Genomic DNA, 15,353 nt, shown 5'->3' with positions numbered 1-15,353 from the left:
GACCTACTCGGCGTGCAGCTTGCCGTTGTCGAGTCTCAGCACGCGGTCCTGATGGGCGGCCAGGGCCGGGTCATGGGTGACGATGACGAAGGCGCAGCGAGCGCTGGCGGCAAGCTCATCCATCAGCGCCAGGATGCTGGCGGCGGTGTGCTTGTCGAGGTTGCCGGTGGGCTCGTCCATCAACATCAGGCTGGGATCGGTGACCAAGGCCCTGGCGATCGCCGCACGCTGGCGCTCACCGCCGGACAGCTCGCCGGGCTTGTGCTCGGCCCTGGGGCCCAGCCCTACCTTGTCCAGCAGAGCACGCGCCTTGTCCTCGGCGTCACGCTTGCGGCTACCGCGAATGATCAACGGCAGCGCCACGTTCTCCAGCGCCGAGAACTCCGCCAGCAGATGATGGAACTGGTAGACGAAGCCGATGTGGCGATTGCGGAAGCGTCCGATCTCGGCGTCGCCCATCTTGTGAAGTACGGTGTCGGCCACCCGTACTTCGCCGGCGCTGGGGCTGTCGAGCCCACCGAGCAGGTTGAGCAGGGTGGTCTTGCCGGACCCGGAACTGCCGACCACCGCGACTCGCTCGCCGGCGTGCACCTTGAGCTCGAGCTGGTCGAGCACCACCAGGTCGGCGGGACCTTCATCGTAGACCCGGGATAACTCGCGGCACTCGAGCATCAGGTCGTTGCCGGCGGGGGTCGACGCCTCGACACCAGGCTTGGCGATTACCGAATCATTCATAGCGCAGCACCTCGGCAGGCTGGACCCGCGCCGCGCGCCAGGCCGGATACAGGGTGGACAGGAACGTCAGCACGAAGGCGGCCCCCACGATCTGATAGACATCGCTCCAGATCAGCTGGGACGGCAGGTCACTGATGAAGTAGACCCCCGCGTCGAGGAAGTGGATACCCAGGGTCGACTCGACGAAGGCAATGATATCGGACACCGTCAGCGCCAGCAGAATACCCAGCGCAACCCCGATGACGATACCGATCACCCCGATGGCGATACCCTGCACCATGAAGATGCCCATGATCGAACCCGGGGTGGCACCGATGGTCCGCAGGATGGCGATGTCGGCGTGCTTGTCGGTCACCACCATCACCAGGGTCGAGACGATATTGAAGGCAGCCACGGCGATGATCACGGTCAGCAGCAGGCCGATCATGCGCTTTTCCATCTGGATCGCCTGGAACAGGTTGCCCCGGGTGAAGGTCCAGTCGTAGCCGCGATAGCCACCGCCCAGCTCATTGACGATGGCCTGGGTCTCCTGACCGGCCAGGAACAGATCGTCGAGCTCCAGACGCAGCCCGCCAATGCTGTCACCCATGCGCGCCAGGGTCTGCATGTCCTCGATGTTGGCGTAGGCCAGGTTGGCGTCCAGGTCGGCACCGACACTGAAGATGCCACTGACGGTGAAGCGCTTGAGCCTGGGGAAGACGCCTGCCGGGGTGATCGAGGCCTCCGGCACCAGCAGGGTCACGCTGTCCCCCACGTCGACGTTGAGGTTGTTGGCGAGGATGGAGCCGAGCACGATGTGCCACTCCCCTGCCTTGAGGTCGTCCAGCGAGCCACGCGACATGTTCTCGTCGACGATCGACACCCGGCTCTCCCACTCGGGCTCGATGCCGTTGACCATGGCGCCCTGATTGCGCCCGGCCACCGAGAACATGCCCTGCTGCTGGATATAGGGCGCCGCCCCGATGACATGTTCGCGCTGCGTCAGGCGCTCGGCCAGGGGCTGCCAGTCGGTCATTCCGCCGGCCTGTTCGATCTGGGTGTGGGGCACCATGCCCAGCACCCGCTGGCGCAGCTCCCGGTCGAAGCCGTTCATCACCGAGAGCACCAGGATCAGCACCGCCACGCCCAGGGTAAGACCCAGCATGGAGGTCAGCGAGATGAACGAAATGAAGTGGTTGCGTCGCTTGGCTCGCACATAACGCAACCCGATCAGAAAGGGCAATCGATCAAGCATGGACTCGTTCCTTGTCGGCGGGCCGTCATGGTACGGTTTTTTGCGAGCGACTGCATCGCCACGGCAGAGGAATTGCGAGATCCTTGCATCTTCGGTCACAGCCGCCTACATTTCGCCGTTTCTTGGCCCCAGGACATCACCCATGCCCCGCCTGCTACCCGAATGGCACCCTCAGGATGCCGTCCAGCTGACCTGGCCCCGCCGCGACAGCGACTGGGCGCCGACGCTGCCCGCCATCGAGGCGATGCTCGAGCAGCTCGCCCTGATCATCAGTCGTTATCAGAGCGTGATCATCGGGGTGCCCGACCACGCTACCGGCGAGGCGCTGTCAGGCCGCCTGGTGGCCCGAGGCGCGCCACCCGAGCGTCTGCGCCTGACCGTGGTCGACGCCGACGACACCTGGGCCCGGGACCATGGCCCGCTGGCGAGCGGTGACGGCGACGGCGACGGCGTTACCTTCCATGACCTCGGCTTCAACGGCTGGGGCGGCAAGTTTCCGGCCGATCGCGACAACACCCTGACCCGCCAGCTCAAGGATGCCGGCTTGATCGCCTGCGCGACAAGCGAGAGCGCGGTGATCATGGAGGGCGGCGCCCTGGAGACCGATGGCGAAGGGACGCTGCTGACCACCGAGGCCTGTCTGCTCAATCCCAACCGCAACCCCTCGATGTCGCGGGCCGATATCGAGACCTGGCTGGCCGAGACCCTGGGCATCCAACGGGTGCTGTGGCTGCAACACGGCCACCTCGAAGGTGATGACACCGACAGTCATATCGATACCCTGGCGCGCTTCTGTGATCCCCAGACCATCGCCTATGTACGCTGCGACGACCCGAGCGATGCGCACTACGCCGAGCTCGCCGCCATGGAGCGCGAACTCAAGGCGCTGACCCGCGCCGACGGCTCGCCCTATCGCCTGGTACCGCTGCCCTGGCCTGGCGCCTGCCATGACGCCGAGGATGGCCACCGCCTGCCGGCCACCTACGCCAACTTCCTGATCATCAACGGGGCGGTGCTGGTGCCGGTCTACGGCGATCGTCACGACCTGGCAGCGCTCGACGCCCTGGCCGGGGCCTTCCCCGACCGGGATGTCATCCCGGTGGACGCCAGCGCCGCCATCGTTCAACACGGCAGCCTGCACTGCCTGACCATGCAGTGGCCCCAGGGGGCTCTCGCCGCCGCCACCGCCACCGCCAGCGCCGAAGGAGACCGCCGATGACGCGCCAATTGACTGTAGGCCTGGTCCAGCAACCCGCCTGGCCCGACAAGGCCAGAAGTCTCGACGCCAGTGAAGCGAGCATCCGCGATCTCGCAGGCCGCGGTGCCAGACTGGTGATGCTGCAGGAACTCCACGCCACCCACTACTTCTGTCAGTACGAGGATCCGGCGCTGTTCGACCTGGCGGAGCCGCTGGACGGGCCCACCGGCACACGACTGGCCGAACTCGCCGCAGAGCTCGACATCGTGCTGATGGGCTCGCTGTTCGAGCGCCGCGCGCCGGGCATCTATCACAACACGGCAGTGGTCTACGACGGCGCCAAGGGCGCGGTGGGTCACTACCGCAAGATGCATATCCCCGACGACCCGGGCTTCTACGAGAAGTTCTACTTCACCCCCGGAGATCATGACGCCTCTCTCGGACAAGGGTTCACCCCCATCGACACCTCGGTGGGCCGGCTCGGGGTACTGGTGTGCTGGGATCAGTGGTACCCGGAGGCCGCGCGCCTGATGGCCCTGGCCGGTGCCGAACTGCTGCTCTACCCCACCGCCATCGGCTGGGCGCCGGGCGACGACGACGCCGAGAAGACGCGCCAGAAGGACGCCTGGACGCTGATCCAGCGCAGCCACGCCGTGGCCAACGGTGTCCCGGTGCTGGTCGCCAACCGGGTGGGCCACGAGGAGGATCACTCGAAGGTCAGCGAGGGCATCGACTTCTGGGGCGGCAGCTTTGTCGCCGGGCCCCAGGGGGAGCTGCTGGCCCACGCCGGCACCGAGCCCGAGACCCTGCTGGTGACCCTGGATCTCGACCATGGCGAAAACGTGCGGCGGATATGGCCCTACCTGCGGGACCGGCGCATCGATGCCTATGGGGACCTGACCCGCCGCTACCGCGACTAGGGCTTGCCGCCAAAGAGCCGGGCTTCGTCGACTTCTCGCATAAAGCCCAGGGCTTGTACGAAAAGCGCCGACGCTCCTCGAGCTTGAGAACAGAGCCAAGCGGCAATGGAACGACATGCCCCTGAACGCAAGAAACCCCGCCAGGTCTCCCTGGCGGGGTTTCTTGCATCTGGTAGCTAGCGGCCGGTGCTGGCCCTTTTCGCCAACGCCTTAGCGCCAGAAGTCGCGGATCGAGGCGATCCCCTGGGCCCCCACGGCGCGGGCATGGCTGGCGTCGTGGCGCGTCATGCCACCCAGCGCGTAGACCGGCATGCCGGCGCGTTCGACCAGTTGCTGGAAGTCATGCCAGCCGATCGGTGCCACTTCCGGATGGGACGGAGTGGTGCGCAGCGGTGACAGGGTCACGAAGTCGCAGCCAATGGCGTGGGCCTGGTCGAGCTGGGCCTTGTCGTGGGTCGAGGCCGCCAACCACTTGGCCTCGGCGATGGGGCGACGCTCCAGGCCCATCAGCCGCTCGCTGGTCAGATGGATACCATCGGCATCGATCCGCTCGAGCAGCTCCGGTTCACCGTTGAGCATCAGCTTGGCACCGTAACGACGGCACAGCGCCAGGGCACGCTCCGCACGGGCCACGTAGGCGTCCTCGTCGAGGGTCTTGGCGCGCAGCTGAACCAGACGCACGCCATCTTCCTCGAGGGCCCGCTCGAGCTTGGCGTCAAAGGCGTCCTCGTCGGCTTCCTCGTCACTGATCAGGTATTCCGAGGGCAGCATCACCGCACGCAGGATCGGCAGGTTGGCGGCCGGGAAGGGATAGCCAATCAGCTCGCCCATGGGCACCCAGCGTACCGCCTGTCCTTCGCGACCGAAGGGCTCACCGGAGAAGTCCTTGACCTGCCAGACGTCGAGCAGAATGTGCTTGTCGGAGTACTCGTGGTGGATGCGAATCAGCGGTTGGGCGCGACGAATCTCGATGCCGAGTTCTTCGTGCAGCTCGCGCTTGAGCGCCTCAAGCCCGGTCTCGTAGGGCGCCAGCTTGCCACCGGGAAACTCCCAAAGGCCGCCGTGGTCCACATTGGAAGGACGCCGGGCCAGCAGCACTTCGTCACCGTTCGGGCTGATGATGGCGGCCGCCGCCACGTGCACCCTTCTCTTCACCATAGTGTTCATTCAACAATACCAGCTTCGGTTCGCGGGCCACGCCCGCACCAGTTTTCAGTCGGGAGGGCGATAAAAGTCGGCATAGGATACCGATTCGCTCGCCGAGATTCATCTGCCGCTGATGCATCGCCGATGGATCGGCTCCACCGCTACCCGCCGGACAGGCAAAAAAGACGACACAGGATACCGATTCACCGGCCGAGATTCATCTGCCGCCGACGAACCCATGCGGAATCAACTGCGGTAGTCGGCGTTGATCGATACATAGTCGTGGGACAGGTCGGAGGTCCACACCCGCGCGGCAGCGTCACCACGCCCCAGATCGATGGCAATGGTGATCTCTTCTGCCGCCATCACCGCACTGCCGGCGTCCTCACTGTAGCCCTCTGCACGCCCACCGTTCTCGACCAGGCGCACATCGCCCAGATCAATGGTCACCCGATCGACATCGAAGTCCTCGACCCGGGCACGCCCCACCGCAGCGAGGATACGCCCCCAATTGGCGTCACTGGCGTACAACGCGGTCTTTACCAGCGGCGAATGGGCCACCGTAAAGGCCACCTCGCGCGCCTCCTCGACGCTCAGGGCACCGCTGACATTCAGGGTGACGAACTTGGTCGCACCCTCGCCGTCGCGAATGATCGCCTGGGCCAACTCCACCAGCACCTCATCGAGGGCCTGACGAAATATCCGCTCGTCATCGTCATCGGCGAGTGCTGCGCCCTGGCCGGTGGCGATCAGCATGCAGGCGTCGTTGGTCGAGGTATCGGAGTCCACGGTGATGCTGTTGAACGAGCGCTTGACGCCCTCCCTGAGCAGGGCATCAAGACGCTCGGACTCGATCGCCGCGTCGGTGGCGACAAAACCCAGCATGGTGGCCATGTCGGGACGGATCATGCCCGACCCCTTGGCGATGCCATTGAGGGTGACAGTGCCCTGCTTGAGCGTCACCTGGCGGGTCGCGCCCTTGGTCCGGGTGTCGGTGGTGAGGATGCCTTCGGCCGCCAGAGCCCAGGCGTCGCCACCGTCGTCGAGCTGGTCGAGCGCCTCTGGCAGGCCACCGAGAAGTTGCTCCATCGGCAGCGGTTCGCCGATCACGCCGGTGGAGAACGGCAGCACCTGGTCGGCCGACACCTCGGCGAGTTCGGCCAGCGCCTGACAGGTGGCGTGGGCGTCGCGCATGCCGATCTCGCCGGTGCCGGCGTTGGCATTGCCGGTATTGATGACCAGGTAGCGTACCGCGTCGCCCGCGGCCAGATGCTGGCGGGCCACATGGACCGGCGCCGCGCAGAAGGCGTTGCGGGTAAAGGTGCCGGACACCCTGGCGCCCGGGGCCACCTCGATCACCACCAGATCACGCCGGCCCGGCTTCTTGATGCCCGCCATGGCACTGCCCAGGCGAACCCCGGGGATCGGCCCCATTGCCGGAAAAATGCTGTCACCGACTGCCATTGTTTTCTCCTTGCGTCAAAGACGACCCCAGGCCTTGAAGCCCGGGGTCGCCGTCGTCATGGGTTGCGAGGCTTGCTCAGCTGAGCTTGCCGCAGCACTGCTTGTACTTCTTGCCGGAGCCGCAGGGGCAGGGATCATTGCGGCCAACCTTGGGGGCGTCTCGACGCACCGGGCGCTGATCGGCAACCTCGTTGACGTGACGCTCGCCGCCCTCGTCGGCCATCTCGGCGTCCGTCGCGGCAGGTGCGTCGTGGCGACTGGCCGCCTGGGCGCTCTCACGGGCCAGGGCCTCGCGACGCTGACGCTCCAGGGCGTCCACCTCCTCGGGGGCACGCACCTGCACGTGACTGAGGATACGGGTGACGTCGGCCTTGATATTGGTCAGCAGGTTCTGGAACAGCTCGAAGGATTCGCGCTTGTACTCCTGCTTCGGATTCTTCTGAGCGTAGCCACGCAGATGGATACCACGACGCAGATGGTCCATGGACTGCAGGTGTTCCTTCCAGCGGGTGTCCAGCACCTGCAGCATGACCTGCTTCTCGAAGCGCCGCATCAGCTCCTCGCCGGCGATGGCGACCTTGGCCTGATAGGTCTCGCGATGCTGGGTCTGCAGTCGCTCACGCAGCTGCTCCTCGTGGAAGCGCTCGTCCTCCTCGGCCCACTGCACCACCGGCGCGTCCAACTGGTACTCGCTCTTGAGGTGAGCCTCGAGCCCCGCCAGATCCCACTGCTCGGGCAGGCTCTGGGGTGGCACGTAGGCACTGATGGCCTCGTCCAGCACCTCTTCACGAATGCCCATGACGTTGTCGGAGACGTCGCTGGCGGCCAGGATCTCGTTGCGCTGCTCGTAGATCACGCGACGCTGATCGTTGGCCACGTCATCGTACTCGAGCAGCTGCTTGCGGATATCGAAGTTGCGACCCTCGACCTTCTTCTGGGCACGCTCGACGGCGTTGGACACCATCTTGTGCTCGATGGCCTCGCCCCGCTCCAGGCCCAGCGCCTGCATCAGCTTCTGCACCCGTTCGGAACCGAACAGACGCATCAGGTTGTCTTCCAGCGACAGGAAGAAGCGGGTCGAGCCCGGATCGCCCTGGCGGCCACTACGACCACGCAGCTGATTGTCGATGCGCCGTGACTCATGGCGCTCGGAGCCGATGACGTGCAGGCCACCAGCGGCCAGCACCGCCTCGTGGCGCTCGCGCCAGGCCTCCTTCAATGCCTCTCTCTCGGCGTCGCTGGCGTTCTCCAGCTTGGCCGCTTCGGCCTCCCAGTTGCCGCCGAGCACGATATCGGTACCACGACCGGCCATGTTGGTCGCGATGGTCACCGCACCTGGGCGCCCGGCCTGGGCGATGACCTCGGCCTCGCGCTGGTGCTGCTTGGCGTTGAGCACGTTGAAGTCGATGCCGGACTTGCGCATCAACTCGGCCAGGTATTCGGACGTCTCGATGGACGCGGTACCCACCAGCACCGGACGGCCGGCCTCGACCTGGACCTTGACGTCCTCGATGATCGCCTCGAACTTCTCTTCGGCGCTGAGGTAGACGAGGTCGTTCATGTCCTTGCGCGCCAGCGGCCTGTTGGTGGGGATGACCACCACATCGAGCCCGTAGATCTGACGGAATTCGAAGGCCTCGGTATCGGCGGTACCGGTCATCCCGGACAGCTTCTCGTACAGGCGGAAGTAGTTCTGGAAGGTGGTGGAGGCCAGGGTCTGGCTCTCGCGCTGGACGGTCACACCCTCCTTGGCTTCCACCGCCTGGTGCAGGCCCTCGGACCAGCGACGGCCCGGCATGGTACGCCCGGTGTGTTCGTCGACGATGACCACCTGTCCCTCGCTGACGATGTAGTCGACGTCAGGGTGGTACAGGTGGCGCGCACGCAGCGCCGAGTGCATATGCTGCAACAGGTTGAGGTTCTGGGCGGCGTAGAGCGAGTCGTCTTCGCCGAGCAGCCCCTGGGCGCGCATCAGCTCCTCGACCTTGTGGTGACCGCGCTCGGTCACCTCGACCTGCTTCTGCTTCTCGTCGAGGGTAAAGTCGCCGCTTTCGGGATCTTCCTCGTCGCTGCAGGGCGTGAGCTCCCTGGCGAGCCGATCCACCACCTTGTACAGCTCGGTGTTCTCGTCCACCGCACCGGAGATGATCAGCGGCGTGCGCGCCTCATCGATAAGGATGGAGTCCACCTCGTCGACGATGGCAAAGTGCAGTTCCCGCTGAACCTTGTCTTCCAGCGAAAACGCCATGTTGTCGCGCAGGTAGTCGAAGCCGAACTCGTTGTTGGTGCCGTAGGTAATGTCGCAGGCGTAGGAGTCACGCTTCTCCTCGGAGGTCTGGCCGGAGTAGATCACGCCTACCGACAGGCCGAGAAACTCGTACAGGGGGCGCATCCAGTTGGCGTCACGCCGGGCCAGGTAGTCGTTGACCGTGACCACGTGCACGCCCTTGCCGGGCAAGGCGTTGAGGTACACCGCCAGGGTCGCGACCAGGGTCTTGCCCTCACCGGTCTTCATCTCGGCGATCCGGCCGCGGTTCAAGGTCATGCCGCCGATCAGCTGTACGTCGAAGTGACGCATGCCCATCACCCGCTTGCTGGCCTCGCGCACGGTGGCAAAGGCTTCGGGCAACAGGGCATCGAGCGACTCACCGGCCGCCAGACGCTCACGGAACTCAGCGGTGCGGGCGGCCAGCGCAGCGTCGTCGAGGGCTTCGAGGCTCGGCTCGAGCTCATTGACGGCGCGAACCTGGCGGGACATGCGCTTGACGTCGCGGTCGTTCTTGGAGCCGACGACTTTACGCAGCAGAGAATTGATCATGAAACTTCCTGAAATCTGGAACCTGAAAAAGAGGCCGCCAGGCATTGGCGACCGTCACGCTTCATCGAATTCAGGCGATGTCAGGAGGACCCCGGCGGGACACCACGTCGAGGGCGGCCACCGGCACCAGCATTGGCGCCGCCCAGGCCACCGACGGGGACGATGGTTTGGGCAGGGTCTTGAGGGGATGTCGGGCCAGCCGATGGCGGCAGGCCTTGAGCATGGTATGGGCCCGGATGACCGCCGGCGCCATGATGCAGATCTGCACCAGTCGCTCGGTGGCTCGGGGAGATTCGGCGGCGCTCAGGCTCGCCGGCAGCAGGCAGCCCACCAGCAGCCCTGCCAACCACCATCTGGCCACCCGACGGGCACGAGCCTCGCGGGGGCAGCAGCGATGTGGGTCGATGGCAGTCATGCTGTCGGGGAACTCCCTGGCGTGCTAGTCTCGGGCCGGCGCCATGCCGGCTGCCCATCACTCGAGCGGCCATCATGCAAACGGCCATGACACCTGCGTTCCACAGACGAACGCCGCCGAGCGACAAATTCATTGATCCTGGGGCATCCCAAGACACAAGCACATGAGTATAAAGGTTAAGCGGTTCCGCGCCCAGTCCATGACAGGGCTTCTTCAGGGCCGCGGCGAACTGGGCGGACTGATGCGCATGGCGCGCCTGATCGAGCGCGCTCAGGAGCATCTGCGCAATGAACTCTCGCCCACCCTGGCGGAACACCTGTTTGTCGGTGGCTTCCGTGACGGCCGTCTGACCCTGATCACCGACGGCGCAGCCTGGCTGACCCGTATGCGCTACGAGCAGCCGCGTCTGCTCGACTGCCTGCACCAGTTGCCGGAGTTCCAGGCGGTGACCGGCTTCCACCTCAAGGTACGCCCAGTGCGCCCGGCCAAGGTTGCGCCGCGCCAGGTAAGGCGCCTGCCCGCCCAGGCCGGTGACGAGCTCTCGAGCTGCGCCGCCGATGTCGAGGATCCGCGACTCAAGCGCGCCCTGGAGCGCCTGGCGGCCCACGCCGAGTCGCCTTCAGGGAAAGACGACGCCTAGCCCCATCGGCGCTCCCCGCGCATGAATCGCCGCCCCCGGGCCACTCATGGGGCCACTCACGGGGGTACCCACAAGGCAGCGCCGCGGCCTCCCGACCCTGCCCGCGCCGCTTGGCGACGCCGAACATGACGTGAACATGAGGCGAACATGAAACCCCAGACAGCAGAACGCCGCCCCGAGGGGCGGCGTTCAAGCGAGTGATGGCCGAAGACAAGTTGCTACGGAAGACTGGCGATCTGCGGGGCTAACCTTGGCCTGGCCATCACCGAGGCTTGCATCACGCCATGGCCGGTGCCGCGTAGGAAATCGGCGCCGATTCGGCTTCGCTCTCGTAGGTCACGATCTCCCAGGCCTCGGGCTGCTCAATGAGCGCACGACACAGCTGGTTGTTCAGCGCATGGCCGGACTTCACGCCACGGAACTCGCCGATCAGGCTGTGACCGAGCTGGTAAAGGTCACCGATGGCGTCCAGCACCTTGTGCTTGACGAACTCGTCGTCGTAGCGCAGACCACCATCGTTCACGATGCGGTAGTCATCCACCACGATGGCATTGTCGAGGCTGCCACCAAGCGCCAGGTTGTTCGAGCGCAGGTACTCGAGATCACGCATGAAGCCGAAGGTCCGCGCGCGAGACACCTCCTTGACGAAGGACGTCGTGGAGAAGTCGACCATGGCGGTCTGCTTCTGGTCCTCGAACACCGGGTGATCGAAGTCGATGGCAAAGGAGACCTTGAAGCCCTGATGAGGCAGGAAGACGGCTTCCTTGTCGCCTTCGCTGACCTTGATCTCACGCTTGATGCGGATGAACTTCTTGGCCGCGCTCTGCTCCTGGATCCCGGCGGACTGGATCAGGAACACGAAGGGTCCGGCGCTGCCGTCCATGATCGGCACTTCGGGCGCGCTCACATCGACGTAGGCATTGTCGATGCCGAGACCCGCGAAGGCGGACATCAGGTGCTCCACGGTCGCGACCTTCTCACCATTCTGAGACAGGGCGGTGCAGAGAGTGGTGTCGGTCACATTCAACGCCTGGGCGGGAATGCGGACCTCCGGCTCGAGGTCGGTGCGCACGAACACAATGCCCGTGTCCACCGGCGCGGGGCGAAGCGTCAGGTAGACCTTCTTGCCGGAGTGCAGTCCCACGCCCGTGGCGCGGATGACATTCTTGAGGGTACGTTGTCTGATCATTGTGCAGTCGCCAGGCAGTCGTTGGTTATCAAACACCGTTCACTATAACACCAAACGGACGTTTCAACAAAAAAACATCGCCTTTCGATCCCTGCACCCCGGAAATCTCGCGCACTCTGCTCTCGATCAGTCCGCCTGACGCCGCAGGAAGGCGGGAATATCGAGATAATCGTCCAACTCCTGAGACTTGCGCTTCTCGGCCTGCGGACGCGGTGATTCCTGCGCCTCTGGCTTGCTCGCTGCGGCAACACCGGCACCGCCCTGGGCGCGATTGATCGCACTCTGCTGAGGACGCTGACGCGCCTCGGGACGACGAACCTGCTGCTGCGCCGCCGGCTTCTGCTGGCGTGACACCTGATTGTCGAGACCCGCCGCGACCACGGTGACCCGCAGTTCGTCGGTCATGTCCATGTCGATGGAGGTACCCACGACGATGGTGGCGTCCTGGGAGGCGAACTCCTGCACCGTGGCGCCGACGTCGTTGAACTCACCGATCGACAGATCCGGCCCAGCGGTGATGTTGACCAGGATGCCGCGAGCGCCGTGCAGATCGATATCCTCGAGCAGCGGGCTGCGGATCGCCTTCTCGGCGGCCTCGCGTGCGCGATTTTCGCCGGTGGCACCACCGGTGCCCATCATCGCCATGCCCATCTCTGACATCACGGTGCGCACGTCGGCGAAGTCGACGTTGATGATGCCCGGGCTGGTGATCAGCTCGGCGATACCCTGTACGGCACCCAGCAGGACGTCATTGGCGGCGCTGAAGGCGGTCAGCAGTGTCGCGCTCTTGCCAAGCACGGACAGAAGCTTCTCGTTGGGAATGGTGATCAGCGAGTCGACATGCTCGGACAGCTCCTTCATGCCCTCTTCCGCTGCGCGCATGCGCTTGGGGCCTTCGAAGGGGAACGGGCGGGTGACCACCGCGACGGTCAGGATGCCCAGCTCCTTGGCGACCTGGGCGACCACCGGTGCCCCGCCGGTGCCGGTACCACCACCCATGCCGGCGGTGATGAAGACCATGTCGGCGCCACCGAGCAACTCGGCGATCCGCTCACGATCTTCCATCGCGGCCTGACGACCCACTTCGGGGTTGGCACCGGCGCCAAGCCCCTTGGTGATCTCGCTGCCGAGCTGCAACACGGTCTTGGCGGAGACGCGCTTGAGCGCCTGGGCATCGGTATTGGCGCAGATGAACTCCACCCCTTCGATGCTGCTCTCGACCATGTGATTGACGGCATTGCCGCCGCCGCCACCGACGCCGATGACCTTTATGACCGCGCTGCTTGAGGGCGCGCTATCTACGACTTCGAACATTTGCCCCGTCTCCTGAGCCGCTTGTGCGGCCCTTTCAGAAATTTCCTTTGAACCAGCCTTTGATCTTTTCCAGCGCCGGAGTCCTTTCCTCTGGTCCACGCCGGGAGACGTCCTCGCGTCTCGATTGCGACGAGATGGTGCCACCCTGCCCCTGGTGGACACGACCCTGACGGGCCTCATGTAGAGCGTAATGTAACAAACCGACACCCGTCGAATAAATCGGATTTCGCACCACGTCAGCCAGGCCCCTCACATTCTGCGGACAAGCGACCCTGACCGGCATGTGAAATATCTCTTCGGCAAGCTCCACCACACCTTCCATGCGTGATGTGCCACCGGTCAACACCACCCCTGCGGCGACCAGATCCTCAAAGCCGCTGCGGCGCAGTTCGTCGCGCACCAGGGTGAACAATTCCTCGTAACGCGGCTCGACCACTTCGGCCAGCGACTGTCGAGACAGGTCTCTGGCGGGACGGTCGCCGACACTCGGTACCTTGATCATTTCGTCGCTGGAAGCCAGCTGGGTCAGCGCACAGGCGTACTTGACCTTGATCTCCTCGGCATACTGAGCCGGGGTACGCAGCGCCATGGCGATATCGTTGGTGACCTGGTCACCGGCGATGGGTATCACCGCAGTGTGGCGGATGGCGCCCTCGGTGAATACCGCGATATCGGTAGTGCCCCCACCGATGTCGACCATGCAGACGCCCAGTTCACGCTCATCCTCGGTCAGCACGGCATGACTGGAAGCCAACTGCTCGAGGATGATGGCGTCGACGTCGAGCCCACAGCGACGCACGCACTTCTCGATGTTCTGTACCGCGTTGAGCGCGGCGGTCACCAGATGAACTCGTGCCTCCAGACGCACACCCGACATGCCCAGCGGCTCACGGATACCGCCCTGGGTGTCGATGGCGAACTCCTGGGGCAAAACGTGCAGCACCCGCTGCCCTTCGGAAATGGCCCTGGCCCGCGCCGAGTCGATCACTCGCTCGATATCGGAAGGCGCAACTTCGCGCTCCTTGATCGCCACGACCCCGTCGGAATTCATGGAACTGATATGACTGCCGGCAATGCCCACGTAAACCGAATGTATGTCGCAACCGGCCATCAACTCAGCTTCTTCAACCGCACGCTGAATCGACTGGACCGTGGATTCGATATTGATCACCACTCCCTTCTTCATGCCACGGGAGGGATGAGAGCCGATACCGGCAATTTCGATACCACCATCGTCGGTGGGTTGCCCCACGATCGCGACGACCTTGGATGTTCCGATATCCAGCCCGACTACCATATTGGACACGTTGGATGGACCTGCCATGAGCCGGGAAATCTCCTTGAACGGATTCCGTTACCTCGGAACCTGCCTCTGTTATAAAAAAACCTGGGACGATTATAGGAACAATAGCGCTTGTTCGACCAGCCCGGGGCGTACATTCATTCCACGATACGGACACATTTAAACAAAAGAAACCGAGAAAACTTTGCCGATGGCCGGAAAAGTGTCGCCATATAATTCCGTTCTCGCGTCTGATCCATGCCGTCTTTTCGTTAACCGCGAGTCGCGGCCTCATCATCGACCGGCTCCGTCTCGCCATGCCAGGCCACGGCGACGCCGTTGGGGTAGCGCAGATCGATGTAGCGAATGTGCGACGCGACCTCACCCAGTTCACGCCGCCAGGCCGCCTCGAGGCGCCCGAGGCGGGCGTCCAGATCTCCACGGCCGAGCATGATCCAGACGCCGCTGTCCAGCTGAAAGCGCCAGGCGCCGCGGGCTTCCAGACGTAGCTGGTCGATCCCGAGCCCCATCTTGTCCAGCCGCTGCCCCAGGTCATCGAAGTAGGCCAGCACCTCGGGACCGGCGCCACCGGGTCCCGCCATATCCGGCAGTCCCATGGGCGGCTCCACCGGGGCAAAGACAAAGGGCTCGCCATCGCCGTTGAGCAGTTGATCGTCGTTCCAGCGCGCCACCGGGCGCTGCTCCTCGAGCTCGAAGGTCAGTGCATTGGGCCACTCGCGACGAATGCGCACCTCCTTGAGCCAGCCCACCTGCAATGCCTGCTCACGCAGCGCCTCCAGGTCCACCGACAGCCAGGTCCGGCCCCTGACCAGCGGCGCCAGCTGGCCCTTGAGGTAGCTGGCGTCCACGTGGTGCAACTCACCACCGATGGACACTCGCTCGATGGGCCGATCCAGCCACAACCACAGCGCCTTGCCACCGGCGCCCACCAGGGCAGCCAGCAGCACGACGCCAAGCCAGGTGCCGCGCCTGGCCAT

General features: G+C 64.7%; 13 protein-coding genes. 3 read left to right on the top strand and 10 right to left on the bottom strand.

Translation table 11 applies throughout. The features are described from left to right. Positions 1-3: 3 nt before the first annotated feature. A complete protein-coding gene (locus NKF27_RS07905) occupies positions 4-735 on the bottom strand; it encodes an ABC transporter ATP-binding protein (protein WP_045993393.1) in 732 nt (243 codons plus the stop codon). Then, the gene (locus tag NKF27_RS07900) at positions 728-1,969 is read right to left on the bottom strand and encodes a lipoprotein-releasing ABC transporter permease subunit (RefSeq protein WP_045993392.1); all 1,242 of its coding nucleotides are present in this window, start codon (positions 1,967-1,969) and stop codon (positions 728-730) included. Before NKF27_RS07900 ends, NKF27_RS07905 begins: the two co-directional genes overlap by 8 nt. Before the next feature lie 142 nt (positions 1,970-2,111). On the opposite strand from NKF27_RS07900, the gene NKF27_RS07895 reads away from it, so the two are divergent. Further along, on the top strand, positions 2,112-3,188 hold the full coding sequence (locus NKF27_RS07895; RefSeq protein ID WP_253555980.1) for an agmatine deiminase family protein: 1,077 nt from the start codon (positions 2,112-2,114) through the stop codon (positions 3,186-3,188). After that, positions 3,185-4,087: a carbon-nitrogen hydrolase gene (locus NKF27_RS07890; RefSeq protein WP_108132669.1), complete on the top strand. Its 903-nt coding sequence runs from the start codon at positions 3,185-3,187 to the stop codon at positions 4,085-4,087. The genes NKF27_RS07895 and NKF27_RS07890 overlap by 4 nt, the downstream gene beginning before the upstream one ends. Before the next feature lie 210 nt (positions 4,088-4,297). Here NKF27_RS07890 and NKF27_RS07885 read toward each other — a convergent pair whose 3' ends face one another. From NKF27_RS07885 to NKF27_RS07870, 4 genes are all read right to left on the bottom strand, one after another. Next, on the bottom strand, positions 4,298-5,245 hold the full coding sequence (locus tag NKF27_RS07885; protein WP_045993389.1) for a Nudix family hydrolase: 948 nt from the start codon (positions 5,243-5,245) through the stop codon (positions 4,298-4,300). Between the two features lie 234 nt (positions 5,246-5,479). Continuing rightward, on the bottom strand, positions 5,480-6,697 hold the full coding sequence (gene argJ, locus NKF27_RS07880; protein WP_108132668.1) for a bifunctional glutamate N-acetyltransferase/amino-acid acetyltransferase ArgJ: 1,218 nt from the start codon (positions 6,695-6,697) through the stop codon (positions 5,480-5,482). Positions 6,698-6,773: 76 nt separating this feature from the next. Then, a complete protein-coding gene (gene secA / locus NKF27_RS07875) occupies positions 6,774-9,515 on the bottom strand; it encodes a preprotein translocase subunit SecA (protein WP_108132667.1) in 2,742 nt (913 codons plus the stop codon). A 70-nt stretch (positions 9,516-9,585) separates the two neighbouring features. Continuing rightward, entirely contained in the window at positions 9,586-9,930 is a 345-nt protein-coding gene (locus NKF27_RS07870) for a hypothetical protein (RefSeq protein WP_108132666.1), read from the bottom strand. A 163-nt stretch (positions 9,931-10,093) separates the two neighbouring features. Between NKF27_RS07870 and NKF27_RS07865 the strand changes: the two genes are divergently transcribed. After that, the gene (locus NKF27_RS07865; RefSeq protein ID WP_253555979.1) at positions 10,094-10,570 is read left to right on the top strand and encodes a DUF721 domain-containing protein; all 477 of its coding nucleotides are present in this window, start codon (positions 10,094-10,096) and stop codon (positions 10,568-10,570) included. Between the two features lie 277 nt (positions 10,571-10,847). Here NKF27_RS07865 and lpxC read toward each other — a convergent pair whose 3' ends face one another. From lpxC to NKF27_RS07845, 4 genes are all read right to left on the bottom strand, one after another. After that, entirely contained in the window at positions 10,848-11,759 is a 912-nt protein-coding gene (gene lpxC, locus NKF27_RS07860; protein WP_045993384.1) for a UDP-3-O-acyl-N-acetylglucosamine deacetylase, read from the bottom strand. 126 nt (positions 11,760-11,885) lie between these two features. After that, positions 11,886-13,073: a cell division protein FtsZ gene (gene ftsZ / locus NKF27_RS07855; protein WP_045993383.1), complete on the bottom strand. Its 1,188-nt coding sequence runs from the start codon at positions 13,071-13,073 to the stop codon at positions 11,886-11,888. A 34-nt stretch (positions 13,074-13,107) separates the two neighbouring features. Then, positions 13,108-14,397, bottom strand: coding sequence for a cell division protein FtsA (gene ftsA / locus NKF27_RS07850; RefSeq protein ID WP_045993382.1), 1,290 nt, complete (start codon positions 14,395-14,397; stop codon positions 13,108-13,110). 230 nt (positions 14,398-14,627) lie between these two features. Further along, the gene (locus NKF27_RS07845) at positions 14,628-15,353 is read right to left on the bottom strand and encodes a cell division protein FtsQ/DivIB (RefSeq protein WP_108132665.1); all 726 of its coding nucleotides are present in this window, start codon (positions 15,351-15,353) and stop codon (positions 14,628-14,630) included.

It is taken from the genome of Halomonas sp. DN3, assembly GCF_024137905.1.
GTDB lineage: Bacteria > Pseudomonadota > Gammaproteobacteria > Pseudomonadales > Halomonadaceae > Halomonas > Halomonas litopenaei.
Note: the sequence above shows the minus strand (reverse complement) of the source record. Positions and strands in the feature narration are given on the sequence as shown.